Raw genomic sequence first — 26,474 nt, 5'->3', positions numbered from 1 at the left:
GAAGGCAGGAGAGCGCCATGACCATCGAGAAATGCATCAAGGAATTTGGTGTCGATGACGTCATTTTTGAGGAAGGCTCGACCGGCCGCGAGTTGTTCGTCGTGCTCGACGGCAAGGTCGACATCGCCAAGATCGATGGCGGAAACAAGACGGTCATCGTCAGCCTCGGCAAGGGCGAGTTCTTCGGCGAGATGGCCGTGATCGACGGCTCGGCGCGTTCGGCGACCGCCATCGCCTCCGCCCCCGCAACGAGGGTGATGCGGATCAATCACGCCCGTTTCGTCTATCTCGTCAGCCAGCAGCCGGCCTTCGCGCTCATGGTGATGGACGCGCTCTCGAAACGCCTGCGCGCCTCCAACGCCGTCACTTACCGAACAGGCGCACCATGAGCGACCGCAAGCCAAGCCCGTTCAAGACGCTGTTCGACGCCGAGGTCGCGACGCTGATCCAGGCCGCCGACGACGTCTACCAGATCCGCTTCAAGAACCGCGCGGCCAACGCCTATCTGGTGCGCGGCAGCAAGCGGACCATCATGATCGACGTCGGGCTGTCGACCAATTATCCGTCGCTCCTCGCCTGTCTCGGTCATCTCGGGGTGACGCCCGAGATGATCGACATGGTGGTGCTGAGCCACGAGCATCTCGATCACATCGGCGCGGCCTATCATTTCCACGGCTCGGCCTATATCGCCGCGCATCGGCTCGCCGCCAACAAGATCATGCTGCGCGACGACTTCTCGATGCTGCGCAAGATGTTCAACGAGCCGAACGTGCCGATCGACATCGACATCTGGCTCGAGGAAGGCAATCTGATCGATCTCGGCAATTTCCGCCTCAACGTGATGTACACGCCGGGCCATACGTCGGCCTGCATCACGCTGTTCGATCAGGACAAGGGCCTGCTGTTCGCGGCCGACACGCTGATGCCCGGCGGCGTGATGGGCGGGGTGTTCGGCTCCGGCTCGATTGCCGACTACATCCAGTCGCTGGAACGGCTGAAGGGTCTCAATTCGAAGATCCTGCTGTCGGGCCACGGCCGGCTGTCCGACACGCCGCAGGACGACGTGCGGATCGCGTTGCAGCGCTCGCATGCCCTGCTCGAGGACACCGCGCAGCTGTTCGACGCGCTCGATGCGCGATCGAATTTCGAGCCGATCATGCAGTCGGTGCGCGACCTCAACAAGCTCGACGACTAGCGTTGCTTTCCTTCGTCATTGCGAGCCAATGGGTCGCGAAACGCGCCGGATTTGACAAATCCGCTTGTGCCCTGTTCAACGACAGCAACAACACTGAAGAACAGGGAGCGAGGACCATGAAACTCTACGACTCGATCGGACCCAATCCGCGCATCGTCCGCATGTTCATGGCGGAGAAGGGCATCGAGATCCCCAAAGAGGCCGTCGACCTGCGCAAGGGCGAGAACCGCGAGGAGGCGCATCTGAAGCGCAATCCGCACGGCCAGATGCCGGCGCTCGAGCTCGACTGCGGCAACTATCTCTCCGAGATCACCGCGATCTGCGAATATCTCGAGGAGAAGCACCCCTCGCCCGCGATGATCGGCGCCACGCCCGAAGAGCGCGCGGAATGCCGGATGTGGACACGCCGCGTCGACCTCAACATCGCCGAGCCGCTCGCCAACGGCTACCGCTTCGGCGAGGCGCTGAAATTCTTCGAGAAGCGGATCCCGGTGGCGCCCGAGGCCTCGCCGGGGCTGAAGATGATCGCCGCCAACCGCATCAAATGGCTTGATAGCCAGATGGCCGATGGCCGCAAGTACATCTGCGGCGAACGCTTCACCCTCGCCGACATGCTGCTCTACTGCTGGATCGATTTCGGCAACCAGGTCGGCCAGCCGCTGGACCAGTCGAACGCCAACATCGTTGCCTGGTTCAACCGTGTCGCCGAACGGCCGTCGGTGAAGGCGTAGTTCGCGAGCCGTCATTGCGAGCGAAGCGAAGCAATCCATATCACTGCTTGCGGAGAAATGGATTGCTTCGTCGCTATCGCTCCTCGCAATGACATAGTGGGGTCCTAGATCACCACCGGCTTGTCCGGCAGCTCGTTCGGGCCGCCTTCCGTATGCGGAAAATGCCTCGCCAGCTCCTGCGAGACCGCCGCGATGCCCTTGATCACGCCCTGCTCGAACCGGCCTGCCCGGAAATCCACCTCCATCGCGCGGCAGATCGCTTCCCAGCCGGCATGGCCGACCTTCGCATCGATGCCGCGGTCGGCCACGATCTCGACGTCGCGGTCGGCGAGCAGGAGATAGATCAGGACGCCATTGTTGTGATGGGTGTCCCAGATCCGCAAATGCGAGAACACGTCGAGCGCCCGCTCCCGCGCCGGCTGGTTGCGGAACAGCGGCACGCCGTCGAGCGCGCCCTCGACGACGAAGCGGATCTGGCCGGAATGGGTGGCCTCGCCGGCCTTGATCGCCTGCTCGATCGCGTCGAGCACGCGCGGCGGAAACGCGCGCCGCACGCGCCAGCGATGCTCGAGCAGATGCTTGCCGATGCGCTTGATGCTCATATGCCTACCAGCTCCCCGAGGCGCCGCCGCCGCCGAAGCTACCGCCTCCGCCGCTGAAGCCGCCGCTGTCGCTCGAGCTCGAACCGCTGCTCCAGCCCCCGCCGCCGCCGGACCAGCCGCCGGAATAACCGCCGCCGCGCCGGTACGGTCCCGAGCCTGCCGCCGGTCCGCCGAAATTCAATCCGCCAAAAATCAGCGCCGCAACGCCGGCGAACAGGCCGACCACCAGCGCGGTGGCGAGCGAGCCGGCCAGCATCCAGGTGAAGACGCCGACGATGCCGCCGGTCGCGACCGAGCCCAGCAACCGCCCCAGCAGGCCGCGCAGGAAGCCCGCCACGATGATGACGCCAAAGATCACGACCGGATTGGCGAAATCGACAAGATTGGGCGCCTGCCAATGCTCGGGCTCCGGCGCCGGCAATTGCTCGCCATTGACTAGGCGGATCATCCGGTCGACGCCGGCCGAGATGCCGCCGGCGAAATCGCCGGCCTTGAATTTCGGCGTGATGTCTTCGTCGATGATGCGGTGAGTGACGACGTCGCTGAGCACGCCTTCGAGGCCGTAGCCGACCTCGATGCGCAAATGCCGGTCATTCTTGGCGACGACGAACAGCGCGCCGTCGTCGACCTTCTTGCGCCCGATCTTCCAGGCTTCGGCGACGCGGATCGAGAACTGCTCGATGGTCTCCTCGCCGGTGGTCGGCACGATCAGGACCGCGATCTGGCTGCCCTTGCGCCTCTCCAGATCCTTCAGCCTGTCGTTCAGCGACGCGACATCGCCTGATGACAGCGTCCCGGTCTGATCGACGACGCGGCCGGTGAGCTGAGGCACCGCGACCTCGGCCCATGCCGGGCACACGAGGCCCAGCAGGAAGGCGAGCAGGATGACGCGTATGGCGGTCATCGCGACGAGCGCCTGCCGGCGCTATTTCGACGGCGCGGGCGACGGGGCCGGGGCCGGATTGAAATCGACCTTCGGCGCGGTCGAAATCTCCTTCTCGTTCTCGACCGAGAAGTTCGGCTTGTCCTTGTAGCCGAACACCATCGCGGTCAGATTGTTCGGGAAGGTGCGGATGCCGACGTTATACTCCTGCACTGCCTTGATGTAGCGGTTGCGCGCCACCGTGATGCGGTTCTCGGTGCCTTCGAGCTGCGCCATCAGATCGCGGAACAGCGCATCCGATTTCAGCTGCGGATAATTTTCGGTGACGACCAAGAGCCGCGACAGCGCACTGGTCAATTCACCCTGCGCCTGCGTGAACTTCTGGAACGCGGCGGGATCGTTGAGCACCTCGGGTGTCGCCTGGATGCTGCCGACCTTGGCGCGCGCGTTGGTGACGCCGAGCAGCACGTCCTTCTCCTGCTGCGCAAAGCCCTTCACCGAGTTGACCAGGTTCGGCACCAGATCGGCGCGCCGCTGGTACTGGTTCACCACCTCCGACCAGCTCGACTTGACCTGCTCGTCATTGGTCTGGATCGCGTTGTAGCCGCAGTTGGTCAGGCTCAAGGTCGCCAGCGCTGCCAGCACGGTCCAAAGCTTGCGCATGAAGATGGTCCTCCCGGTGGATTCTCGGACACGGTAACAGATTTTCGCCTGATAATCCCGTGCGGCGGATTTCGCGGGCTGTTTTGCGGATGATCGCGCTTGCCTATCCCTCCCCGCGCCGTTCATCATGGCGGAAAAATTGATCCAGGGAGGATCCATTGGCGTCTGAACAATTCGAGACGATTGTTGTCGAGCGGCCCGATCCTGCGATCGCGCGGATCGTGATGAACCGCCCCGAGGCGCGCAACGCCCAAAACCTGCAGATGACCTACGACCTCAACGCTGCCTTCGACCGGGCGGTGCAGGACGACGTAATCAAGGTCATCATCCTCGCCGGCAACGGCCCGCATTTCTCGGCCGGTCACGATCTGCGGCCGGCCGGCAAGAACGAAGCCGGTGTCGATTTCCCGCCAGTCGGAAATTGGGGCGGCTTCGCCGAGCCCAATGCGCACGGCCGCTTCGCGCGCGAGCAGGAGATCTACCTGCAGATCACACGGCGCTGGCGCAATTTGGCAAAACCGACGATCGCCGAGGTGCACGGCAAGTGTATCGCCGGCGGGCTGATGCTGGCGTGGGCGTGCGATCTGATTGTCGCCAGTCACGACGCCGAGTTCTGTGACCCCGTCGTGACGATGGGGGTCTGCGGCGTCGAGTGGTTCGTGCATCCCTGGGAGCTCGGCGCGCGCAAGGCCAAGGAGATGCTGTTCACCGCCGACGTCTGGAACGCCGACGAGGCGCATCGTCTCGGCATGGTCAATCACGTGGTGCCGCGCGGCGACCTCTCCTCCTTCACACTGGCGCTGGCGCGGCGGATCGCCGCCAAGCCCGCCTTTGCACTGAAGCTGTCCAAAGAGGCGGTGAACCGCTCGATCGACATCATGGGGCAGCCTGCGGCGATCGATCAGGCCTTCGCGTTGCATCAGCTTTGCCACGCCCACAATCTCCAGGAATTCGGAATGGTGGTGGATCCCGCCGGTCTGCATCCCTCCGTCAAGAAAACCGCCAACGTGTAGAAAGCCAGATGGACCTCACCCTGAGCGACGAGCAGCGCCTGCTGCGCGAAAGTGCCGACCGCTTCGTGGCGGAAACCTTCACATCAGATCATCGCAAGAAAGCTGCGAACGATCCGCTGGGCTATTCGCCCGCGATCTGGAAACAGTTCGCCGAGCTCGGCTGGCTGGCGCTGCCGATCAGCGAAGCCCATGGCGGGCTCGGCGGCGGCGCGATCGAGATCGGACTGTTGATGGAAGCGTTCGGCCGTGGCCTCGTGTCGGAGCCGTTCCTCTCCACGGTGGTAATCGGCGCCGCGCTGATCGCCGAACGCGGCACGGAGGCGCAGAAGCAGGCGATCCTGCCCAGGATCGCCGAGGGTGGGCTCACGCTCGCTTTCGCGCATTCGGAGCGTGCCGCGCGCTTCGACCTCACTCATGTCGACACGACAGCAGCGAAAACCACCGACGGCTGGCGGCTGAACGGCAGCAAGATCGCCGTGCTCGACGGCGCGGCGGCCGATCAGATCATCGTCTCGGCCCGCGTCGCCAACGCCAATGGCGCATCCGGCAAGCTTGCCTTGTTCCTGGTGCCGGCGGGAACGCCCGGCGTCACTCTGCGCGACTTTGCGCGGCTCGGCGGCGGGCGCGGCTGCAATCTCGATCTTAGGGATGTGCAATTGCCTGCCAATGCGTTGCTCGGCGACGGCAGCGACGCGCTGCCCGCGATCGAAACCGTGGTCGATCGTGCGATGGCCGCGCTTGGCGCGGAGGCGGTCGGCATCATGCAGACGCTGCTCGACACCACGCTCGAATACACCAAAATTCGGAAACAATTCGGCCGGCCGCTGTCGGCCAACCAGGTGATCCGCCATCGCCTCGCCGACGTCGCGATGCAGGTCGACGAGGCGCGCTCGATGGCGCTACGCGCCGCGCTGATGGCCAATGCCGAGCCGGTGGCGCGCGGCCGTGCCGCGTCCGGCGCCAAGGCGAAGATCGGCAAATGCGCGCGCTTCGTCGCCGAGCAGGCGGTTCAGCTGCACGGCGCCATGGGCGTCACCGAGGAGCTCGACATCGGCGCCTATTTCAAGCGGCTGCTCGCCTTCGACACGCTGTTCGGCGGCAGCGCCCATCATTATCGCCGCCACGCCGCGCTCAGCGGCCGCGTCCACGCATAACGGAGAGCGCACATGGATCTCACCTTCAGTGCCGAGGAACGCGCCTTCGAACAGGAAGTCCGCGACTATATCGCCGAGAGCCTGACGCCGGAGATGAAGCGCGCCACCGCGCTGACGCCGTCGGTGTTCTCCGATCCCGATATCGGCATGGCCTGGCAGCGCGCGCTACACCGGAAGGGCTGGGGCGCGCCGGGCTGGCCGGTCGAACATGGCGGGCCGGACTGGACGCCGGCGCAGCGCTGGATCTTCGAGGCCGAATGCGCCCGCGCCGGCGTGCCCAATGTCAATGTGATGGGCGTCAAGATGGTTGGCCCCGTCATCATCGGCTTCGGTTCGCCCGAGCAGAAGAATTTCTATCTGCCGCGGATTCTGTCCGGCGAGGATTACTGGTGCCAGGGCTATTCCGAGCCGGGCTCCGGCTCCGATTTGTCGTCGCTGAAGACGCGCGCGGTACGCGACGGCGACGATTACATCATCAACGGCACCAAGATCTGGACCACGCATGCGCATCACGCCAACCGCATGTTCGCGCTGGTGCGCACCAGCGACGGCGAGCGGCAGCAGGACGGCATCAGTTTTATTCTCATCGACATGAAGACGCCGGGCATCACGACAAGGCCAATTCTGACGATTGGTGGCGATCATGAAGTCAATCAGGTGTTCTTCGACGACGTCCGCGTACCCGTCGCCAATCGCGTCGGCGAGGAAGGCAAGGGCTGGACCTACGGCAAGTATCTGCTCGAGTTCGAGCGCGGCTCCGGCATCGCATCCGCAAAACTGCGCGAGGCGCTCAAGACGATCACCGATCTTGCAGGCTCCGAGGTCACCGGCCGCGCCATCGAGGACCCCGACATCGCGATCCGCATGTCGGAGGTCGAGGTCGATATCGATGCGCTCGAGATGACCGAGCTCAGGGTCCTGTCGGCGCTGCAGACCGGGCAGAATCCCGGCGCGGTGTCGTCGCTGATCAAGCTCCGCGTCAGCGAGATCCGCCAGGCGGTGACGCGGCTCGGCGTCGACGTGATCGGCCAGGATGGCTTAGCCGTCGAGCCGGCGCGGCCGTTCTACCGGCTCAACCACGAGCCGGCGATCCCGGAAGAACTGCTGCCGGTGGTGCCGGAATATCTCAACGGGCGGGCGTACACGATCTTCGGCGGATCGTCGGAGATCCAGCGCGACATCATCGCGAAGATGGTGCTGGGGTTGTAACCCTCGGCCTTACCCTCCCCTCGAGGGGGAGGGTCGGCACGCATCGCTAGATGCGTGACGGGGTGGGGTGAAATCTCAACTCGGGCACTGTTCGCGAGGATAGACCTTCACCCCACCCCGCCGCTCCTTTCAGTCGCGTCGACCCAAGAGCGAGCTTCGCTCGTCTCGACCCCTCCAGGGGAGGGTGTTGACACTCGCGCGCTTAAGCCCCCGCCTTCGCGTCCCTTATCGCCTGCCAGATCTTCACCGGCGTCAGTGGCGTATTCAGCTGGGTGATGCCGACCTCGCTCAGCGCATCCATCACGCCGTTGGTGATGCAGGGCGGGCCGCCGATCGCGCCGGACTCGCCGCAGCCCTTGGCACCCAGCGGATTGGTCTTGCAGGGCGCGGAGGGATCGAGCGTCACCGTGATCGGCGGAATGTCCGAGGCGCGCGGGATGCAATAATCCTGATAGCTCGCGGTCAAGAGCTGGCCTTCCTCGCTGTAGGCCACGCTCTCGTACAGCGCCTGGCCGATGCCCTGGACAACACCGCCATGCACCTGTCCCGTCACCAGCATCGGATTGACCGCGACACCGACGTCGTCGACCGTGGTGTAGCGCACCACGCGCGTGACGCCGGTCTCGGGATCGATCTCGACCTCGCAGATATGGGTGCCGTTCGGCCAGCTCGGCCCATCGACATTACCCTCGCTCTCGACCGAGAGTTTTGCGCCTTTTTCCTTGGCCGCGATCTCGAACAGGCTGATGCGCTTGTCGGTGCCGACCACGGTAAGGAAGCCGTCACGATACTCGATATCCTCGACGGAGGCTTCGAGCAGGTTGGAGGCCTTGTCGCGCGCCTTGTTGATCATGTCGTTGCCGGAGACCGCAACCGCGGTGCCGCCGACGAACAGCGAGCGCGAGCCGACGCTGCCGAAACCGGTGGCCAAATCCGTGTCGCCCTGGATGACGTCGATCTTGTCCATGCCGATGCCGAGCGTGTCTGATATCATCTGGGTGTAGGTGGTGGCGAGGCCCTGCCCCATCGCCATGGTTCCGGAATGCAGGACGACGCGACCTTCGGCGGTCGCATGCAGCGAGACATTCTCGGTGTGGGCGCGGCCGCCGGTCCACTCGATATAGCTCGTCAGGCCGCGGCCGTAGAGCAGGCCCTTCTTCTTGGCCGCCTTCTTGCGTGCGGCAAAGCCATTCCAGTCGGAGAGATCGGACGCGCGCTCGAGCATGTGCGCGAAGGCGCCGGAGTCATACACCTGGCCTACCGCATTGGTGTAGGGCAGCTGCGCCGGCTTGATGTAGTTGACCTTGCGGATGGTACGCGGGTCCATGCCGATCTGGCGCGCCGCAGCATCGAACAGCCGCTCGACAATGAACACGGCCTCGGGCCTGCCGGCGCCGCGATAGGCGCCGACCGGCGCGGTGTGGGTCATCACCGACTTCACCTCGAAATGCACCAGGGGCAGGTCGTAGACGCCGGTCTGCACGAACGGGCCGAGCACCAGCGGGATGATGTTGGCGGTGCCCGACGAATAGGCGCCGGTGCCGCCGATCGAGCGCACGCGATAAGCCAGCACGCGGCCCTTGGCGTCGAGTGCAAACTCGCCGGTCGAGGTCAGGTCGCGGCCGTGGGTGCCGCCGACGAACTCGTCGGTGCGGTCGCCGCGCCAGCGGATCTTCTCGTTCAGCTTGGTCGCGGCATAGGCGACGATGCCGTCTTCCGGGTAGAGGCTGGTCTTCTGGCCGAAGCCGCCGCCGATGTCGCCGACCAGCACGCGCACGCTGTCCTTTGGCCGCTTCAGGATCGATTCCGCCAGGAGATCGCGGGTCGAGCCCGGGGTCTGAGACTGCACATGGAGGATGAGCCGGCCGGTCTTCTTCTCGATCTCGGCAATGGTCGAGCGCGGCTCCATCGCCGACGGCACCAGGCGCTGGCTCACGAGATCGAGCGACACCTTGTGCGCGGCGCCGGCAAAGGCTTCCTCGACCTTGGCGGCGTCGCCATAGCTCATCGCGGCGACGATGTTGTCGGGTGCTTCCGGCCACACCGCCGGCGCACCGGGCTTGATCGCCTCGACCGGATCGACCACCGAGGGCAGCACCTCGTAATCGATCTCGATCGCCTCCGCCGCGGTCTGTGCCAGCACGCGCGAGGTCGCGACCACGGCCGCGACGCCCTCGCCCGCGTAACGCACCACCTCATGCGCCAGCAGGCGCCGCGGCGGCACGGTCATCGGCGAGCCGTCGGGCCGCTTGAAGATCGCCAGCGTCGGCAGCGTGCCGATATCGTCCTTGACGAGGTCGGCGCCGGTATAGACCGCCTTGACGCCGGGCATCTCGAGCGCCGCTTTGGCATCGATCGACTTGATGTTGGCGTGGGCATGCGGCGAGCGCAGCACGTGCAGCCAGAGCGCGCCATCCTGCGGCTTGTCGTCGATGAAATGCCCCTTCCCGGTGACCAGCCGCTGGTCTTCCAGACGCTTGACTGGCTGGCCCGCACCAAAACGCATACTGCCGGGAAGAATGTTCATCATTGTATCCTTCGACTTCCAAGAAGACTTCCAAGAATTTGGCGGGGGTTTTAGCGGATTTTGGCGGCCTGACAACCGCGCCCGCGGACGCCCGGCCTGCGCCGTGCGCGAGCCCGTCCGATGGCACTTGGCTGGGTCAATGCCTAGATCATTGCGTCCGGCCGATATCGACGATGGCGACCTCGACATCGCGCGCCGAACCGTCGCGATTCACGGTGAGGCGCACCTTCTTGCCGACCCCGATCTGCTCGAGCTGATCGGCCAGGTCGGAGAGCCGGTGGACCGGCTTGCCGTCGACGGCGGTAATGACATCGCCAAGCTCGCCGGTCGACATATCGACGCCGCGGAGGCCGGCGCGCTCGGCGGGTGAGCCCTGGGTGGTGCGCACGATGATCAATCCCTCGGCGCCGATACGCGTGGCGACCGCCTCGTTCGCGGTCACGATGCCGATCCCCGGCGTCGGCACGCGGCCATTGCGGATCAGTTCGGGCACCACGCGATTGACGATATCGACCGGGATCGCAAAGCCGATGCCGGCATTCGACCCCGACGGCGACAGGATCGCGGTGGTCACGCCGATCAGGCGGCCGGCGGAATCCAGCAATGGGCCGCCGGAATTGCCGGGATTGATCGCGGTGTCGGTCTGGATCACGTTGGAGATTTCGCGCCCGCTGGAGGTCGGCAGCCTGCGCTTCAGCGCGCTGATGATGCCGCTCGACATCGACTGGTCGAGCCCGAACGGGTTGCCGATCGCATAGGCGAACTGGCCGACCCTGAGATCGGCCGAGCTGCCGAGCGCCAATGGCGGCGGCAGCTTGCGCGCGCTGCGGATCCGCAGCACCGCCAGATCGTAGTTCGGCGCCGTGCCGACGATCTCGGCACGCACCGCTTCGCCGGAAGCAAAGCGGATCGCGACCTGGCTTGCGTTCTGCACCACGTGGTTGTTGGTGACGACGTGGCCGTCATTGTCCCAGACAATGCCGGTGCCGGACGCCGAGCCGCTCTCCTGGTCCTCGCTCAGCGGATTGGCGGCGGTTTGCGTCACCACCTGCACGACCGATGGCGAGACCTTCTCGAAGATCTCGACATTGGCCCTTTCGGCCTCCGACAGCGCGCCGCGCTCCGCGACCGCCCGGGCGGGCGAGCCGCTCCACCGCGCCTGACGTATATTGCCGGCCGCGACGATCAACAGAATGGCCGCGATGACGGCGACGATAACGGCGGTGCGCCGGTTCATGGGTGTGCTCCAAGCAACAAACGCCGGGGATCACCAGAGGTTTCCGGCGCGGCCAAGGCGGACTACCCCGGCATTTTGCCGCGCGGCCGGCGGCGCGCTCAGGCCAGATCCCGCAACGCGGCCTCGACCACCTTGCGCTGCTCGGCCGTGAGCGGCGCCTGCGGCGGCACGGGGTCGCCGACATCGTAGCCCTGGATCGAAAGCCCGGCCTTGATGCAGGCGGCGAGGTTGAAGCGGGCGAACGCCTCGTTGATGCGCCACAGCTTGCGCTGCAGGGCCATCGCCTCATCCCAGCGGGTGCGACGGCAGAGATCGTAGAGCTCGACGCTCTGCCGCGGGATGATGCAGGCAGGTCCTGCCATCCAGCCATGGCCGCCGATCAGCATGACAGCGGCCGGGATATGGGCGGAGGCCGAAAACACCTTCAGGCTGTCGCCGCAGCGATTCATGATCGACAGCAGCCGGCCTGTGTTGGTCGAGGCATCCTTGATGTAGCCGATCCGCGGATGCTCGGCGAGGCGCGCGATGACGTCGAGCGTCAGGTCGGAGCGCTGGAAATTCGGGTTGGTATAGATCACCACGGGAATGTCGACCGCATCGGCGATGGCACGGAAATAGGATTCCACCTGCGCATCACTGAGCGGGAAATACGCCTCCAGGATCGCGAGAATGCCGGCAGCGCCCCGCTTCTGATAGGCCTTGGCCTGCGCCACGGCGTCGGCCGTCGAGGTCGAGGCGACGCCGGCCACGACAGGCACGCGGCCCTGCGCGGCCTCGATCGTGGTCGCCACCACCTGCATGCGCTGCGCATTGTTGAGATAGGCGAATTCGCCGGTCGAGCCGAGCGGCGTCAGCCCGTGGACGCCGGCCTCGATCAGATCGTCGCAGAGCCGGCCCAGTACCTCGGTCCGGACATGGCCGGCGGGATCGACCGGGGACACCAGATACGGAAAGACGCCGTGGAAATCAGCCATTTGCGAGCCTCGTTGACGGCGAGACATAATCGGGATCGTGCGCAAAGGGAAGCGGTTCGCCGCTGCGCAAGGCGCCGAGCACGGCTGCAAAGTCGGTGACCGCGCGGAAACCGAGCAGGCGTTCGGCCTTGCCGGCATCGTAGATCCGGCCGATCGATTTCGGCAGCTGCCAGCCGCGCTTTGCAAGCAGCGCCGGAGCATCGGGGAAATAGCGCGCGATCACGCCGGCGGCGTCGGTCTTCAGGTCAGCGACATCGCTGCGCGCAAACGGCGTCGGCGCGCTGATCACGAAGACCTCGAATCCCCTGATCTTCTCCAGCGCCACGACATGGGCATCGGCGGCATCCTCGACCGTGAGGCGGCGGTACAGCAGCTCGGTCGCCTTCAGGTTCTCGCCATGAATGTCAACGATCGTGTCGTCGTCCTCGGGGAAGAAGCGGCTGGTGCGCAGCACCGCGCAGTTCAGCCCGTGCTCGCGGCTGTAGAGCCGACAGAGCCCTTCGGCGGCGAGTTTTGTCACCCCATAGATGTTGCGCGGCTCGAGCGGTCCCGTCGTCTCGTCGAGCCAAACCGCGGCGTGGCCCTCCTCGTCGCGGATCGTCTGCGAGATCATCAGCGAGGTGGTCGAGGTGAAGACGAACTGCTTGTGGCCGGCGGCCGCGGCCGCCTGCAGCAAATTGAGCGTGCCTGACACGTTGACGTCGACAAAGGCCTGCGGCGCGAACCGCGCGATATCGGGCTTGTGCAGCGCGCCGCCATGGATCACGGCTTCGATGCCGCGATCGGCGAAGATGCGGTCAACCACCGATCGCTCGGCCACCGAGCCGACGACATCTGTCGCCGTGCCCGCGACGACGTCGAGGCCGGTCACGGCATGGCCGGCCTGTCGAAGCCGCGGCGCAAGGAAGCAGCCGAGCCAGCCGGAGGAGCCGGTCAACAAGACGCGCATGACTTCCGCCCCGCCTCGCGCCTCAGAATACCTTGGCAATCGCGGCCTGCGCGTCGCCCTGGATCTGCTTCAGATGATCCGGCCCGCGGAAACTTTCGGCATAGATCTTGTAGACATCCTCGGTGCCGGAGGGACGCGCGGCGAACCAGCCCGCCTCGCTCTCGACCTTGATGCCGCCGAACGGCTGATCGTTGCCCGGTGCCTTGGTCCTGACTGCGCGCACGGCATCGCCGCCGAGCTCCGTCATGTTGAGCTGCTCCGGCCCGAGCGCCTTCAACGCATTCTTCTGCTTCGGCGTCGCCGCGACGTCGATGCGCTCGTAGTAGGGCACACCGAGCTCGGCGGTCAGCTCCTTGAACAATTCGCTCGGATCGCGGCCGGTCCTGGCGATGATCTCCGCCGCCAGCAGGCCGAGAATGATGCCGTCCTTGTCGGTGGTCCACACCGTGCCGTCGCGCTTGAGGAACGACGCGCCGGCGCTCTCCTCGCCGGCAAAGCCGAAGCCGCCGCTGCCGAGTCCCTCGACAAACCATTTGAAGCCGACCGGCGTCTCGACCAGCTTGCGGTTCAGCTTCTTGGCCACGCGATCGATGATCGAGCTCGACACGATGGTCTTGCCGATCGCGGCATCCCTGCTCCACTGCGGTCGGTGCGCGAACAGATAGGCGATCGCGGTGGCCAGGAAATGGTTCGGGTTCATCAGCCCGTTCGAGCGCGTCACGATACCATGACGATCGGCATCGGTATCGTTGGCGAAGGCGACGTCGAACCGGTCGCGCATCCCGATCAGGCTCGCCATCGCATAAGGCGACGAGCAATCCATCCGGATCTTGCCGTCCCAATCCGCGGTCATGAAGCGGAAAGTCGGATCGACCGCCTGGTTGATGACTGACGCATTGATGCCGTAGCGCGCGATGATCGGCTGCCAGTAATGCACCGCGGCGCCGCCGAGCGGATCGATGCCGATCTTGACGCCGGCGGACTTGATCAGCGCCAGATCGACGGTGTTGCCGAGATCGGCGACGTAGGGTGTGATGTAGTCATGCAGATGCGTGGTCGCGGCCTTGCGCGCGCGATCATACGGCATCCGCGCGACGCCCTTGAGGCCCGCCTCGATGTAGCGGTTGGCATTCTTTTCGACCACGGCGGTGACATCGGTGTCGGCCGGGCCGCCATGCGGCGGATTATATTTATAGCCGCCGTCCTCCGGCGGATTGTGTGACGGCGTGATGACGACGCCGTCCGCAAGCCCCGTGCTGCGTCCCCTGTTGTAGCTCAGGATCGCGTGCGAGATGACAGGCGTCGGGGTGTAGCCGCCCTGCGCGTCGATCATGATCTCGACGCTATTGGCCGCGAACACTTCCACCGCGCTCGCCAGCGCCGGCTCGGCCAGCGCATGGGTATCGATGCCGATGAACAGCGGCCCGGTGAGCCCCTTCTCGCGGCGGTAATCGCAAATCGCCTGCGTGGTGGCGAGGATGTGGTCCTCGTTGAAGCAATTCCTCAGCGACGAGCCGCGATGGCCCGAGGTGCCGAAGGCGACCCGCTGGGTGGGATCGCCGGCATCGGGCTTGCCTGCAAAATAGGCCGTGACCAGCCGCGGCACATTGGCGAGCGCTGAGGGATCGATGGGTTTGCCGGCGGCAGGATTTGGTGCAGTCACGTGACCTCTCAGATCTGGTATCGCCGACCATCAGCACAACGAGTGATGCCAAGGCTTGATCGCCCGGCGTGCTACCATGGCGGCTTACGTTCAATCAAGCCGAGGGCTTTTCGTTCCCTTTACCCGCTGAGGCAATCCGCTATTCGACATCGATCTGCTGCACCTTCTCGCGCAATTCGTCGACCAGCACCCGCTTGTTCTCGGTATAATCGACCGGCACCACGACGAGGTGCACGCCGCCACCGGAGAAGGCGCGTTCCAGGGTCGGGACGATCGCCTCCGTGCTCTCGATCCGCGAACCCTTGGCACCGTAGCTCTCGGCGTATTTGACGAAATCCGGATTGCCGAAGGTGAGGCCGAAATCGGGGAAATTGTCGACCGCCTGCTTCCAGCGGATCATGCCGTAGGCGGAATCTTCCAGGATCAGGATCACCAGATTGAGCTTGAGGCGAACCGCGGTCTCCATCTCCTGCGAGTTCATCATGAAGCCGCCGTCGCCGCACACTGCGAGCACGCGGTTCTTCGGATAGAGCATCGCCGCCATCATCGCCGACGGCAGGCCCGCGCCCATGGTCGCAAGCGCGTTGTCGAGCAGCAACGAGTTCGCGAGCAGCGTACGGTAATTGCGTGCGAACCAGATCTTGTACATGCCGTTGTCGAGCGCGACGATGCCGTCCTCCGGGATGACCTGCCGCACGTCGTGCACGATGCGCTGCGGCGTCGGCGGCCAGCGGCCCTCGGTGGCGCGATCGGTGATCTTGGCCAGAATGCCTTCGCGCAGGCTGAGCAGCGCGCTGGCATGCGGCAGCTTGCCCGCGACCCGATCGGCCAGCAGTTCGAGGCTCGGCCCGACATCGCCGATCACCTCGACTTGCGGGAAATAGACCTGCTCGACATTCGCCGGCGTGTAGCTGACATGGATCACCTGCGGTCCCTTCGGACCCATGATGAAGGGCGGCTTCTCGATCGTGTCGTGGCCGATCGCAATGATCAGGTCGGCGCGGTCGATCGCCTCATGCACATAGTCGCGCTCGCTCAGCGCGGCGGTCCCCATATACTGGTTGGTGCCGCCGGACACCGTGCCCTTGCCCATCTGGGTGGTGAAGAACGGAATTTTCGTGCGCCGCACGAAGTCGCCGATTCCGGCGGTTGCGCGCGGGCGCGATGCCGCCGCACCAAGCATGATCAGCGGCCGCTGCGCCTTCAGGATCATGTCGGCGGCACGGTCGAGCGCGGCGGCATGCGCGATCGGGATCTCGATCGGATGCGGCGGTATCATTTCGACCGGTGCGGTCTCATCGCCCGCGATGTCCTCCGGCAGCTCGAGCAGCACGGGGCCCGGCCGCTCCTGCGTCGCGATCCGGAAGGCGTCGCGGACCAGCGTCGGAATGGTCGCGCCAGAGACGATCTGCAGCGACAGCTTGGTCAGGGGCCGGAAGGTGTTGACGATGTCGACAATCTGGAACTTGGCCTGCCGGCTGCTCAAAATACCCTTCTGCCCCGTCAGCATCACCATCGGCATTGCGCCGAGCAGCGCATAGGCGGCGCCGGTGGTGAGATTGAGCGCGCCGGGACCGAGCGTCGTGATGCAGACGCCGGGCTTTCCGGTCAGCCGGCCATAGGTCGCCGCCATGAAGGCAGCCGCCTGTTCGTGGCGGGTCACGATCAGCTTGATCGAGGATTTGCGCAGGCTCTCGACGACGTCGAGATTCTCCTCGCCGGGCACGCCGAACACCCGCTCCACGCCCTCATTCTCGAGCGCTGCGACCAGCAAATCGGAACCTTTGACCATGTCAGCCTCGCCTCGTTGATTGCATGCCGCCGACCGAGCATAGCCGCATCGCGCGCCGGCGGAAACTCCCTCGCGCTCTCACGGCTTGTGCGCCCTGATCCAGCCGTCCGCCGCGGGGAGCACGCGCGCGGCGAGATCGGCCGAGATTGCGATCGCCTGCACGGATCGCGCCACCATCACCCGTCCACCCGTGGTCGATTGCGCCGGAGCGAAGGCGGCGAGTTCCGCCGCATGAGCCTCATCGGTGAAATTGGTCATGAAGTTCGGCACGAACTGGTCGCGAAAGTTGGGCCCCTGCCGTGCCAGCAGCGTGTCGAAATTGGTCCGGACGAAGTCCCACGCTAGCTGCGGCTGCTCGCCCGCGGAGGCAACCGTGCTGATCATCCCGGTCACGATCGTGTCGGGCAGTTCATTGGTCAGCGTCAGGGCCAGCGTCGCGCGCGCCAGCTCGGCATCGCGGGCGCTGGCTGCGGCGAAATAATAGCGCAGCCGCTCATTGGTCGCCGTGCTCTTGCGCGCGAGCGCCAGCAGCTGGTCATAGGTCGCCCGATCGGCGGTGATGCCGACCACATGGGTGACGGCATCGCGCAGCGTGGTCGGCAGCGAGTTGGGATCATCGAGGAACGCCGCGAAGCGCCGCTTCGCTTCCGCCACGACAGCCGCATCGCCAAAATCGCCGAGCGCCGAGATCAGGCTCGCGCGCAGCAGGGCCGTGTCGTCATCGGCGGAGCCCCGTCCGTCCCATCCGATGCGATCGAACACCGGACGCAGCTTGGCCCGGGCATAGGCCTGGATCACCGGCCGCTCGGTGCGGTCGCGCGACAGCCGATTCAACGCGGCAAATGTCGAGATCACCTGGTCCCACACCGCACGGTGATCGCCGGCATCGAGCGCATCGAGCAGCGCCAGATAGGACGGCGCCTCGGCCCGCCCCGCCTGCACCAGCGCCCAGCTGTCGGTGACGACGTTGAGCCGGTCCTCCACCTGCATCTGCGGGAATGCGTTCAGCAACGCCGCGCGGTTCTTCGGGCCGTATTCAACCCTGAAGTAACCGACGTCGCCGAGATTGACCTTGATGGCATCGCCGCAGGCGCCGGCCGGGATGTCGGCGCTGCCCTTCAGCAGGATCTCGTCAAAGGCCTTGCCATGCGCCGGTCCCACGGCAATCGGGATTTGCCAGGCGTGAGCCGGCAGCGGCGGATCGTTGGCCGGCGCGATCACGAAGCGATCCTGCCGCAACGTCAGGCGTTGCGCTGTGCCGTCGCAGGCGGTCTCGGCCACCACCAGCGGCACACCGTCCTGCTCGGTGAAGGAGGCGGCGATTCCGGTGATGGTCTTGCCGCCGGAGCTTTCAAGCGCCTGCCAGAGATCGGCCGTGGTGGAATTGCTGTAGGCGTGCGCGGCCATGTATTTGCGGATGCCGTCGCGGAATGGCTGCTCGCCGAGATAATTCTCGAGCATGCGGATCAGCGCCTGCCCCTTGTTGTAGGTGATAGCGTCGAACGCGGTGACCGCCTCGCTGTGATCGGCGATCGGCTGCTGCACCGGATGCGAGGTGCGGCGCGCATCGAGCGCCATCGCAAACTGCTTGGCGCCGTAGCCGTTCAGCCAGCTCCGCCATTGCGGGTAGAACTGCTCCGAGGCCTTGGTCGCCATCCAGCTGGCAAAGCCCTCGTTGAGCCAGAGATTGTCCCACCACGCCATGGTGACGAGATCGCCGAACCACATATGCGCCATCTCATGGGCGATGATCGCGAAGATGCCGCGCCGCGCGGTCTCCGCAGAGGTCGCGGGGTCGAACAGCAGCCTGCTCTCGAAGAAGGTGATGCCACCCCAGTTCTCCATCGCGCCGCCGAACCCGCCGGGCACGGCGATCAGATCGAGCTTCGGCAGCGGATATTTCACGCCGAAATAGTCGTTATAGTAGCCGAGCAGCTTCACTGCGCTGTCGAGCGCAAACCGGCCCTGCTCGCTCTTGCCCTCGGTCGTCACCACCCCGATCGTGACGCCGCCCGCATCCGCCGTGACCCGTTCGAGCTCGCCGACCGTGAGCACGAACAGATAGCTCGACATCTTCGGCGTGGGCGCGAACGTAACCTTCTTGAGATCGCCGGCGGCCGGCTGCTCTCCCGTCACGGGCATGTTACCGACCGCGAGCAGATTGCGCGGGATCACGACGGTCAGCGCAAAGCTCGCCTTGAACGAGGGCTCGTCCCAGCACGGGAATATCCGCCGGGCGTCGGCCGGCTCCAGCTTGCTGGAGATCAGCCGCTTGATCCCGTTCCTCGTCGGATAATCGACCGAGAATAGGCCGGTGCCGAATTTGTTGATCTGCGCCGTGAAGGTGATGCGCAGCCTGTGGCGGCCGGCCGCGAGCGGCTGGGGGAAGGTCAGCGTCGCCGTCTGTGCAGCGCCATCGGTCACGACCTCCGCGCGCTGTGCGCCGTCATCGATCGTGACCTCGGCGAAGGTCGTGTTGATCGCATTCAGCGTCAGATGCGCGGTGTCCTCACGCACCTCAATGTCGATGGTCTCGACACCCGGCAAGGCGAGGCTCGAGAAATCCGGTGTCAGCTCAATCGCGTAGTTCAGAGGAATGACGGCCTTCGGCAGCTTTCCGGGTGTGCCGTCGAACGAGAACGTCGGCTCGGCCTGCGCGCCTGCGGCCAACACCAGCAACAAACCGATCGACGTGGCAAGACGACGCAGCAACGCGTTTCGGACAAGGGGTGCAGGTTCGTTCATCGCGCGCGGCTCACCGGGATCTCGGGATTTTCGGATGTCAGTGCGGAGGGACGTAGCAGGCAATCTAGTAGAGAACATGTCGCCACAAAACTGACAACTCTGCGACACCGATCGGCACGCATCTGCTACGGCGCATCGCTTGTCCCGGCCCGTGTTGCTCTACCGCGGGCTGGAAGGCTAACCTAGGGCCGGCATTCCAGCCGCAGCGTCCGGCGACGGGAGACAGCAATGTTCGGAAAATTCTCGCGCCGGCAGTTTGCGGGCCTTGCAGGCCTCTCGGCGCTCGGCCTTTCGGCCCCGGCCGAAGCGGCGAACCGGGCCCCGCGACCGGACGGCACGAACTTTCCGGCCGGTTTCGTCTGGGGCACCGCGACCTCATCCTACCAGGTCGAAGGCGCGGTCAATGAGGACGGCCGCGGCCCGTCGATCTGGGACACGTTCACCCACACCTCGGGCAAAATCGAGGATGGCTCGACCGGCGACCGCGCCAACGAGCACTATCACCGCTACAAGGAAGACGTCCGCCTCATCAAGGAGCTCGGCGCCAAGGCGTATCGATTCTCGATCGCCTGGCCGCGGGTGTTTCCCGACGGCACCGGCACGCCTAACCCGAAGGGCCTCGACTTCTACAACCGCCTGGTCGACGAGCTCTTGGCGAACGGCATCGAGCCGTATGCCACGCTCTATCACTGGGACCTGCCGCAGGCGCTGCAGGACCGCGTCGGCGGCTGGCGCTCGCGCGACACCGCGAAGGCGTTCGGCGACTATGCCGGCTATGTCGCGCAGCGGCTGACCGACCGGGTGAAGAACATCTTCACCCTCAACGAGGTCGGGCGTTTCCTCCCCTTCGGCTATGCGCTCGGCGTCGACGCACCGGGGCTGAAGCTGCCGCCGGCCGAGGTGAACCAGGCCCGCCACCACGTAGCGCTGGCGCATGGCCTTGCGGTGCAGGCGATCCGCGCCAAAGGGCGCGCCGGCACGCGGGTCGGTCCAGCCGAGAACATCACCGCCTGCGTGCCCGCGTTCAACACGCCGGAGAATATCCGCGCCACCGAGATCGCGACGCGTGAACTGAATGCGGGCTTCCTCGGCGTCGTGCTCGAAGGCAAGTACACCGAGGGCTTCCTGAAATATGCCGGCGCCGACGCGCCCAAGTTCACCGCGGAGGAACTGAAGATCATCTCGCAGCCCAACGATTTCGTCGGACTGAACATCTATGCACCGCACTGCTATGTCCTCGCCACCGACAGCGCGCCCGGCTGGAAGCCGCTGCCGATGCCGGCCTCCTTCCCGCACATGAATTCCGATTGGCTGCGGATCGCGCCGGAGACGATCTACTGGGCGCCGCGGATTGCCGCCAAACTCTGGAACATCAAGAGCATCTATGTCAGCGAGAACGGCACCTCCGGCGAGGACAAGGTGCAGCCGGACGGGCAGATCTACGACCTCGACCGCATCATGTTCCTGCGCAACTACCTCGCCCAGTTGCAGCGCGCGACCGCCGACGGCGTCCCGGTCCACGGCTATTTCCTGTGGAGCCTGATGGACAATTTCGAATGGATCTTCGGCTACGAGAAACGCTTCGGTCTGTACCGGGTGGATTTCGAGACCCAGGCCCGGGTGCCGAAACTGAGCGCGGCGTTCTATCGCGACGTGATCGCGCGCAACGCGATCGGTGTATGACCTATCCGGCCTGCGGCCGCGCACCGGACCAGGCACGCCTGAGCAGATCGCTGATCCCGCTCTCCTCGATCGGCCGCGGATTCCAGTAGGGATTTTTGGTGGCGAGCGCGGCCGCTTTGGCGATGCCGTCCTCGGGCATGCCGATCTCGGCGAGCGAGCGCGGCGCGCCGAGCTTTGCCGACAGATCGAACAGGCCATCGGCTGCATCGGTGGCCCGAAGCGCGCGGGCGGCACGGCCGATTGCTTCGGGCGCTGCCGGCGAGTTGTAGGCGATGGTGTGCGGCAGCAGCACGGCATGGGTCTCGGCATGCGGCAGGTCGAACAGCGCGCCGACGGTGTGGCAGAGCTTGTGATGCAGCGCCATGCCGACGGTGCCGAGACAGACCGCGCACAGCCACGCGCCATAGAGTGCGTCCGAACGCGCATCGAGATCGCGCGGCCGCGCGATCACCTCCGGCAGCGCTGATGCGAGTTTCGCGATCGCCTCCTCCGCCATCAGCGAGGTGATCGGGTTGCCATCCCGCGCATACAGCGCCTCGGCCGCGTGCGCGATCGCGTTGAGGCCTGAGATCGCGGAGAACTTGGCCGGCATCGAGATCGTCAGGTTGACGTCGTAGATCACGGCCTCGGGCAGGATCTTCGGCGACGACTGAGTGGTCTTGACGCCATCGACGGTCTCGCCGAGCACCAGTGTCATCTCGGAGCCGGCGTAGCTGGTCGGCACGATCAGTTGCGGCAGGTCGGTGCGCAGCGCGATCGCCTTGCTCAGGCCGGTCGCAGCGCCGGCGCCGATCGCGACCACGCCGTCAGGCTTGAGCTCGCGGACCAGCGCCATCGCACGGTCGGTGACCGCGACCGGCGTGTGTACGACAGCGCCATCGAACGCGCCGGCCATGCGGCCGCCGGTCAAGGCAGCGAGATCGCCCAGCTCGGCCTGCTGCCGCCGGCTCGCCAGCACCAGCGCACGGCTGACACCGAGCCGGCCGAGTTCGTCCGCCAATTGCGCGACGGTGCCGGTCCCGAACACGACGCGCATCGGGCTGACCTGATAGGTGAACGGCTGTGGCATGGCAATGTCCGAAAGTGTTAATCAGCCGCGGCGCCAGTCGCGCGGCGTGCAGCCGAAGCGATGCCGGAAGCGCCGGGTGAAATGCGACAGATCGGAGAAGCCCCAGTCGAACGCGATGTCGCCGATCGCGCGCCCGGCAATCGCTGCATCCCTGAGGTCGCGCGCCGCACCGTCGAGGCGCCGGTCCATCAGATGGCTTACGAATGTGGTGCCGGCTCGCTCGAACAGTTTGTGGACATAGCGCTCGCTGATGCCGATCGCGGCCGCAATGGCGGCAACGCTGAGCCCGGGCTCGCGCAGCCGGCGGTCCACGGCACGGCGCAGCGCCAGCCAGGTCGCATCCGCAAGGCCCGCGCTCTCGGCAACGCCTTCGCGACCGGTCCGCGACAGGCTGAGCGCGACGAGGTCGAGCAGCACGCCGAAGAGCCGGGCGTTGTCCGCATCAGACGCGCGGAGCGACGCTGTGTTAAGAACCTGCGCGGTCTCGGCGATGAGATGACCGACGAAGGGATCATCGGACACCCGCGCCGGCGCCACATCCGGCGCCGACGGCAGCCGTTCATCGAGCGCCTCGGCCGGGACCCAGAACGAGGCGACCTGCAGCGCAGGACCACGGTCGTGCAGCAGCGAGAAGCGCTGCCCGCTGTCGAAGATTCCGACCTGCCCCGGCGAAAGACTGATCTCGCGCCCCGCCTGCTGGATGCGGCAGCGTCCCGCGAGTTTGAGATTGAGGTAGTAGCAGCGGCGGCTGGATGCGGCGATGTCGGCGGCCGAGCGCCGCACGATGTGCTCGGGGAAGCTGACCCGGTTGACCGCGCCGTCGCCGAGGCCGACGGTCTCGACCCGGGCGATGAAGCCCGGGGTCGCCGGCGGCTCCGGCGTCAGGTTCATGAAGGCCTGGCAGATCGCCTCGCGATAATAGGCGAACTGCTCGCCCGGCCTGGTGTCCGCGGTATTCCAGCTCAGCCTGCGCGAGCGATCCGCGGCGGCGATTTGCTGCATCAGTTCACTCCGAGCCCAGTCCGGTTCGGTTACAGCCAAGCGCGTTCCCGGGGTCCGGGTCAATATCCATCAGGAAGCGCTTGCAGCTTGCGCGTATCCCGGGCCGTCCGAACCCGGGCGATCGATCCAACCAAACCAGAAAGGGAGGTTCAACATGTCGACCTATGTTCTCGTCCATGGCGCCTGGCATACCGGCGCCGAGTTTGAGCCGGTTGCGGCTGCGATCCGCAAGGCCGGCCATGTCGTCCACACCCCGACGATCAGGGGCAACCGGCCCGGCGATCGGAAGGATTCCGGCCTCCCCGAGGCGATCCAGTCGATCGTGGATTATCTCGCCGAGCACAATCTGAACGACATCGTGCTGGTCGGCCACAGCTATGGCGGCATGGTCATCACAGGTGTCGCCGACGCGGCCGGGAATCGCATCCGCCGGCTGGTCTACTGGAACGCGTTCGTGCCGAACAATGGCGAATGCCTCAACGACATGGTGCCGCCGCATTATCGCGGCCTGTTCGATGCCATCCATGCCGAGCGCGGCGACGGCTCGGTGGTGCTGCCGTTCCCGATCTGGCGCGAGGCATTCATCAACGATGCCGACCTCGAAACGGCGCAGCGCGCCTATGACGTGCTTAATCCGCACCCGCTGAAGACGTTCGAGGACAAGATCGCGCTGCGCACCAATCCGGCCGAGATGCCGATCGCAAAATCCTACGTCAACTGCACCGAGGACACCGCGATGCCGCACAGCCTGCCCTGGCATCCGCGGCTGTCGGAGAAGCTCGGGCTGTTCCGCCTGGTCCAGGTGCGGGGCAGCCACGAGCTGTGCTTCTCCAATCCGGAGCGGCTGGCGCAAGCCTTCATGGATGCCGGGCGCGACTAGCTCATGATGAGGTTAGGCTGAGCTGGAATGGCATCGAAGCTTCACCTCTCCCTTGGGAGAGGTCGATTTGCGCAGCAAATCGGGTGAGGGGTGACGGTCTATCGAGAGAGCAAGAGCCCTCACCCGGATTGCACTGGACGATGCTTCGCATCGCCAGGCGCAATCCGACCTCTCCCCGATGGGGAGAGGTGAACCGAGACCGCCAAGCCGGTTCAATCAAAACTCATCGCGCTTTAGGCGACCGCCCTGTACACAGGCGCGGTCGCGAGGAAGCGGGCATAGGCGTCCGCGTCCGGCGGCGTGAACTTTTCGACGAGCGGGTTGCGGCGCGACGCCTTGGTGCCGATATCAGCCAGCAGCTCGTCGAAATGCTTGAAGTGATAGGGCGCGACGCACAGCCCGCCATAGACGCCCGCGGCCGGCCGCTCGACGCGCCTGAAGTTCAGCATCATCGCGATGTTGTCGTTCATCTCGGCCGCGCTCGGCTGCCGCGCGAGCTGGCCGTCGGCATAGCGCACCAGCCAGTTCGCCGCGAGATCGGCGCACAGCACGGTGCAGAAGCTCGAATTGAAGCCGACAAAGCCCATGTCGGGCAGGTCGGGATTGGCGATCAGCCGGTAGAGCCGGTACTGCCCGTCGGGCTCGACCAGCTTCTTCTGATACTCCGCAGGAAGGAACGGCACGCCGAGCTTGTAGCCGATCGCGAGCACGGCGACGTCGGCGGCGACGCGCTGGCCGCCGCTCATCACGATGGTCTTGCCGTCATAATGATCGAAGGTGCCCTGCACCGCCTTGATCCGGCCGTCGGCAACCATCGGATAGAAGCCGGGGGTCGCGATCGGCACCGAGCAGTTGACGCCGTCCTCGATCCGCTCCTTCGGCACCATGCCACATTGCTTCAGCTTGAGCTGCATCTTCAGCATGCTCTCGAGCCCGCGCCAGTTCGCCCAGACGAACGGCTTGGCCACGACATGCGCGAGGCGCGCCATCGGCCCGATGCCCCAGCTCGCAAACATCTGCTCCTGCGCGCGGATGTAGAGGATGCGCTTGAAGTTGACGAGCCCGCCGACGAAGTAGGGAATCCGCCACACCGGCTCGCGAAACACGATGGTGACTTCGCTGGCGCCGGAATTGACCGCGTTCACCGCGATGTCGGTCGCCGATTTGGAGCCGCCGAGCACGACCACCTTGCGTCCCTTCGCAAGCGTTGGATCGCCGTATTGCGACGAATGCAGGATCTGGCCGCCCTGCGCCTTGAAGCCGTCCTCGCCGGGAAGCGGCAAGGTCTGCGGCTCGTTGAATTGTCCGGTACAGACCGCAACGAAATCGAAATCCTCGTGTCCCGTGGCGCCGTCGATCGAGCGCAGCGCGAGCGTCCAGCCCGGTCTGCCGTCGGCGCGACGCGTCATGCCCTCGACCCTGGTGTTGAACCGCATCGCGCCCTCGAGCCCATGGCTGCGCGCATAATCGCGCAGATAAGCATGGACCTGCGGCCCCTTCGGCCATTCCGGATAGGCCTCCGGCATCGCCTTGTCGGTGTAGCGATAGAGCTCCTTCGGGCTCTGGGTCTGCACATCAGGGTAGGAGCGCGCCGGCTCCCAGACCCCGCCGAGATCGCCGCTGCGCTCGATGATGGTCACCCGGTGACCACGGCCGGCAAAGGCCTTGCCGGCGGCGAGGCCGGAAATCCCGGCGCCGATGACGCACACATGCTTCTGCTTGACCATGAAACCGCTCCGCGATGAATGAACAGGTCCAATTCGCTGGCGCACGCGTCCCCCTCATCGCCGGAGGCCCCTCCGGCGATGGCCGCCTCGCGTACGTATTCTCTACTACAGGCCTAGTCGTTGGCTTCCGGCGGCAGAAAGTCCACCTCGTGCTCGGCGGAAATGCGCACCACTTCGACGGGATCCTGCAGATTGTGCAGCTTGTCGAACAGCGCCTCGAGCTTCTGCATCGGCGACACCCAGAACAGCGCCCGCGCCGGCTTGTCCGACTTGTTGAAATAGCCGTGCGGAATGCCGCGCGGCATGCGCACGAGGTCGCCGGCCTTGGCCTGTACCCAGACGCCGTCGAGCTTGAGGTCGAGCACGCCCTCCTGCACCAGGATGAACTCGTCCTGGGTCGGGTGGATGTGCACCGGCACGAACTGGCCGGGATCGCTGTTGGTCTCGAACGCGAAGGTCGAGTCGGTGACCGCTTTGGGATAGTAGACCTGGCCCAGGATATTCCAGGTCTTGCCGCCGTAGCCGGTGCCGGTGCGGGTAATGCCTTTCTCGAGCGTGCCCATGTCAGCCTCTCCAGTTTTGATGCGCATTGCGGACACGGAGCCTGTCGCCGGCCGCTGGGGCTGTCTAGCCGATAAACGAATCCGCACCCGGCGCGATCATGCTGCAATGCGGGAGCGTTGATCCGGGTGACTGGTGCCCGATGCGGTCGCATCCACCTGCATGCCGATCGGGCAGATTGCGCGACGAAACAGCGTTCCCCTTTGCCGGCGAAT

Annotated in this window: 22 protein-coding genes; 8 read left to right on the top strand and 14 right to left on the bottom strand. The window is 65.5% G+C overall.

Going from position 1 to position 26,474, the window contains the following annotated elements:
* Positions 1-17 precede the first annotated feature (17 nt).
* From BI327_RS38075 to BI327_RS38065, 3 genes are all read left to right on the top strand, one after another.
* Complete coding sequence (locus tag BI327_RS38075; protein WP_076866704.1) at positions 18-389, top strand: Crp/Fnr family transcriptional regulator; 372 nt, start codon at positions 18-20, stop codon at positions 387-389.
* On the top strand, positions 386-1,195 hold the full coding sequence (locus BI327_RS38070) for an MBL fold metallo-hydrolase (RefSeq protein WP_076866702.1): 810 nt from the start codon (positions 386-388) through the stop codon (positions 1,193-1,195). The genes BI327_RS38075 and BI327_RS38070 overlap by 4 nt, the downstream gene beginning before the upstream one ends.
* A 116-nt stretch (positions 1,196-1,311) precedes the next feature.
* Positions 1,312-1,926 (top strand): glutathione S-transferase family protein, encoded by a 615-nt coding sequence (locus BI327_RS38065; protein WP_076866755.1) that lies wholly within the window; start codon positions 1,312-1,314, stop codon positions 1,924-1,926.
* 104 nt (positions 1,927-2,030) lie between these two features.
* Here the strand turns inward: BI327_RS38065 and BI327_RS38060 are convergent, their stop codons facing one another.
* From BI327_RS38060 to BI327_RS38050, 3 genes are read right to left on the bottom strand one after another with little or no spacing between them, the layout of a single operon-like run.
* Entirely contained in the window at positions 2,031-2,528 is a 498-nt protein-coding gene (locus BI327_RS38060) for a TPM domain-containing protein (RefSeq protein WP_076866700.1), read from the bottom strand.
* Between the two features lie 4 nt (positions 2,529-2,532).
* Entirely contained in the window at positions 2,533-3,432 is a 900-nt protein-coding gene (locus BI327_RS38055) for a TPM domain-containing protein (protein WP_076866698.1), read from the bottom strand.
* Between the two features lie 21 nt (positions 3,433-3,453).
* A complete protein-coding gene (locus BI327_RS38050; protein ID WP_076866696.1) occupies positions 3,454-4,074 on the bottom strand; it encodes a LemA family protein in 621 nt (206 codons plus the stop codon).
* Positions 4,075-4,232: 158 nt separating this feature from the next.
* Between BI327_RS38050 and BI327_RS38045 the strand changes: the two genes are divergently transcribed.
* Genes BI327_RS38045 through BI327_RS38035 form a run of 3 tightly spaced genes read left to right on the top strand, consistent with a single transcriptional unit; the run spans position 4,233 to position 7,450 of the window.
* Positions 4,233-5,087: an enoyl-CoA hydratase gene (locus tag BI327_RS38045; protein ID WP_076866695.1), complete on the top strand. Its 855-nt coding sequence runs from the start codon at positions 4,233-4,235 to the stop codon at positions 5,085-5,087.
* Positions 5,088-5,095: 8 nt separating this feature from the next.
* A complete protein-coding gene (locus tag BI327_RS38040) occupies positions 5,096-6,241 on the top strand; it encodes an acyl-CoA dehydrogenase family protein (RefSeq protein WP_076866693.1) in 1,146 nt (381 codons plus the stop codon).
* A gap of 12 nt (positions 6,242-6,253) precedes the next feature.
* The gene (locus BI327_RS38035; RefSeq protein ID WP_076866691.1) at positions 6,254-7,450 is read left to right on the top strand and encodes an acyl-CoA dehydrogenase family protein; all 1,197 of its coding nucleotides are present in this window, start codon (positions 6,254-6,256) and stop codon (positions 7,448-7,450) included.
* Positions 7,451-7,652: 202 nt separating this feature from the next.
* Here the strand turns inward: BI327_RS38035 and BI327_RS38030 are convergent, their stop codons facing one another.
* The 7 genes from BI327_RS38030 to BI327_RS38000 form a co-directional block, all read right to left on the bottom strand.
* Complete coding sequence (locus BI327_RS38030) at positions 7,653-9,977, bottom strand: xanthine dehydrogenase family protein molybdopterin-binding subunit (RefSeq protein ID WP_076866753.1); 2,325 nt, start codon at positions 9,975-9,977, stop codon at positions 7,653-7,655.
* A 148-nt stretch (positions 9,978-10,125) separates the two neighbouring features.
* Positions 10,126-11,214: a S1C family serine protease gene (locus tag BI327_RS38025; protein ID WP_076866690.1), complete on the bottom strand. Its 1,089-nt coding sequence runs from the start codon at positions 11,212-11,214 to the stop codon at positions 10,126-10,128.
* Positions 11,215-11,312: 98 nt separating this feature from the next.
* The gene (locus BI327_RS38020) at positions 11,313-12,188 is read right to left on the bottom strand and encodes a dihydrodipicolinate synthase family protein (protein ID WP_076866688.1); all 876 of its coding nucleotides are present in this window, start codon (positions 12,186-12,188) and stop codon (positions 11,313-11,315) included.
* Positions 12,181-13,137, bottom strand: coding sequence for an NAD-dependent epimerase/dehydratase family protein (locus BI327_RS38015; RefSeq protein WP_076866685.1), 957 nt, complete (start codon positions 13,135-13,137; stop codon positions 12,181-12,183). Before BI327_RS38015 ends, BI327_RS38020 begins: the two co-directional genes overlap by 8 nt.
* A gap of 22 nt (positions 13,138-13,159) precedes the next feature.
* Positions 13,160-14,800 carry a phosphoglucomutase (alpha-D-glucose-1,6-bisphosphate-dependent) gene (gene pgm, locus BI327_RS38010; protein WP_076866682.1) on the bottom strand — a complete coding sequence of 547 codons (1,641 nt, stop codon included), beginning with the start codon at positions 14,798-14,800 and terminating at the stop codon, positions 13,160-13,162.
* A gap of 139 nt (positions 14,801-14,939) precedes the next feature.
* Positions 14,940-16,592, bottom strand: coding sequence for an acetolactate synthase large subunit (locus tag BI327_RS38005; RefSeq protein WP_076866680.1), 1,653 nt, complete (start codon positions 16,590-16,592; stop codon positions 14,940-14,942).
* Positions 16,593-16,670: 78 nt separating this feature from the next.
* Positions 16,671-19,337, bottom strand: a complete 2,667-nt coding sequence (locus BI327_RS38000) for a M1 family metallopeptidase (RefSeq protein ID WP_076866679.1) — start codon at positions 19,335-19,337, stop codon at positions 16,671-16,673.
* Positions 19,338-19,565: 228 nt separating this feature from the next.
* Here BI327_RS38000 and BI327_RS37995 point away from each other — a divergent pair, with 228 nt between their 5' ends.
* The gene (locus BI327_RS37995; RefSeq protein ID WP_076866677.1) at positions 19,566-21,020 is read left to right on the top strand and encodes a GH1 family beta-glucosidase; all 1,455 of its coding nucleotides are present in this window, start codon (positions 19,566-19,568) and stop codon (positions 21,018-21,020) included.
* A gap of 1 nt (position 21,021) precedes the next feature.
* Here the strand turns inward: BI327_RS37995 and BI327_RS37990 are convergent, their stop codons facing one another.
* Positions 21,022-22,089 (bottom strand): maleylacetate reductase, encoded by a 1,068-nt coding sequence (locus BI327_RS37990; RefSeq protein WP_076866675.1) that lies wholly within the window; start codon positions 22,087-22,089, stop codon positions 21,022-21,024.
* A gap of 21 nt (positions 22,090-22,110) precedes the next feature.
* Positions 22,111-23,091, bottom strand: a complete 981-nt coding sequence (locus tag BI327_RS37985; protein ID WP_076866673.1) for a helix-turn-helix domain-containing protein — start codon at positions 23,089-23,091, stop codon at positions 22,111-22,113.
* 154 nt (positions 23,092-23,245) lie between these two features.
* Here BI327_RS37985 and BI327_RS37980 point away from each other — a divergent pair, with 154 nt between their 5' ends.
* Entirely contained in the window at positions 23,246-23,971 is a 726-nt protein-coding gene (locus BI327_RS37980; protein ID WP_076866671.1) for an alpha/beta hydrolase, read from the top strand.
* Between the two features lie 233 nt (positions 23,972-24,204).
* Here the strand turns inward: BI327_RS37980 and BI327_RS37975 are convergent, their stop codons facing one another.
* Together BI327_RS37975 and BI327_RS37970 are read right to left on the bottom strand one after the other, a co-directional pair.
* A complete protein-coding gene (locus BI327_RS37975) occupies positions 24,205-25,698 on the bottom strand; it encodes a flavin-containing monooxygenase (protein ID WP_076866669.1) in 1,494 nt (497 codons plus the stop codon).
* A gap of 113 nt (positions 25,699-25,811) precedes the next feature.
* Positions 25,812-26,261, bottom strand: coding sequence for a cupin domain-containing protein (locus tag BI327_RS37970; protein ID WP_050424788.1), 450 nt, complete (start codon positions 26,259-26,261; stop codon positions 25,812-25,814).
* Positions 26,262-26,474: the final 213 nt, after the last annotated feature.

This window comes from Bradyrhizobium mercantei (assembly GCF_001982635.1).
Taxonomy (GTDB): Bacteria; Pseudomonadota; Alphaproteobacteria; order Rhizobiales; family Xanthobacteraceae; genus Bradyrhizobium; species Bradyrhizobium mercantei.
This window is presented reverse-complemented; position numbering and strand designations above follow the sequence as displayed.

Excerpts from the sequence above, each read along its gene's own strand:
- BI327_RS37980 (WP_076866671.1), top strand. The coding sequence starts at position 23,246 with ATGTCGACCTATGTTCTCGTCCATGGCGCCTGGCATACCGGCGCCGAG.
- BI327_RS38050 (WP_076866696.1), bottom strand. The coding sequence starts at position 4,074 with ATGCGCAAGCTTTGGACCGTGCTGGCAGCGCTGGCGACCTTGAGCCTG.
- BI327_RS37975 (WP_076866669.1), bottom strand. The coding sequence starts at position 25,698 with ATGGTCAAGCAGAAGCATGTGTGCGTCATCGGCGCCGGGATTTCCGGC.
- BI327_RS38075 (WP_076866704.1), top strand. The coding sequence starts at position 18 with ATGACCATCGAGAAATGCATCAAGGAATTTGGTGTCGATGACGTCATT.
- BI327_RS37995 (WP_076866677.1), top strand. The coding sequence starts at position 19,566 with ATGTTCGGAAAATTCTCGCGCCGGCAGTTTGCGGGCCTTGCAGGCCTC.
- BI327_RS38025 (WP_076866690.1), bottom strand. The coding sequence starts at position 11,214 with ATGAACCGGCGCACCGCCGTTATCGTCGCCGTCATCGCGGCCATTCTG.
- BI327_RS38070 (WP_076866702.1), top strand. The coding sequence starts at position 386 with ATGAGCGACCGCAAGCCAAGCCCGTTCAAGACGCTGTTCGACGCCGAG.
- BI327_RS38055 (WP_076866698.1), bottom strand. The coding sequence starts at position 3,432 with ATGACCGCCATACGCGTCATCCTGCTCGCCTTCCTGCTGGGCCTCGTG.
- BI327_RS38065 (WP_076866755.1), top strand. The coding sequence starts at position 1,312 with ATGAAACTCTACGACTCGATCGGACCCAATCCGCGCATCGTCCGCATG.
- BI327_RS38020 (WP_076866688.1), bottom strand. The coding sequence starts at position 12,188 with ATGGCTGATTTCCACGGCGTCTTTCCGTATCTGGTGTCCCCGGTCGAT.
- BI327_RS38015 (WP_076866685.1), bottom strand. The coding sequence starts at position 13,137 with ATGCGCGTCTTGTTGACCGGCTCCTCCGGCTGGCTCGGCTGCTTCCTT.
- BI327_RS38005 (WP_076866680.1), bottom strand. The coding sequence starts at position 16,592 with ATGGTCAAAGGTTCCGATTTGCTGGTCGCAGCGCTCGAGAATGAGGGC.
- BI327_RS38035 (WP_076866691.1), top strand. The coding sequence starts at position 6,254 with ATGGATCTCACCTTCAGTGCCGAGGAACGCGCCTTCGAACAGGAAGTC.
- BI327_RS37990 (WP_076866675.1), bottom strand. The coding sequence starts at position 22,089 with ATGCCACAGCCGTTCACCTATCAGGTCAGCCCGATGCGCGTCGTGTTC.
- BI327_RS37985 (WP_076866673.1), bottom strand. The coding sequence starts at position 23,091 with ATGCAGCAAATCGCCGCCGCGGATCGCTCGCGCAGGCTGAGCTGGAAT.
- BI327_RS37970 (WP_050424788.1), bottom strand. The coding sequence starts at position 26,261 with ATGGGCACGCTCGAGAAAGGCATTACCCGCACCGGCACCGGCTACGGC.
- BI327_RS38040 (WP_076866693.1), top strand. The coding sequence starts at position 5,096 with ATGGACCTCACCCTGAGCGACGAGCAGCGCCTGCTGCGCGAAAGTGCC.
- BI327_RS38060 (WP_076866700.1), bottom strand. The coding sequence starts at position 2,528 with ATGAGCATCAAGCGCATCGGCAAGCATCTGCTCGAGCATCGCTGGCGC.
- BI327_RS38000 (WP_076866679.1), bottom strand. The coding sequence starts at position 19,337 with ATGAACGAACCTGCACCCCTTGTCCGAAACGCGTTGCTGCGTCGTCTT.
- BI327_RS38030 (WP_076866753.1), bottom strand. The coding sequence starts at position 9,977 with ATGAACATTCTTCCCGGCAGTATGCGTTTTGGTGCGGGCCAGCCAGTC.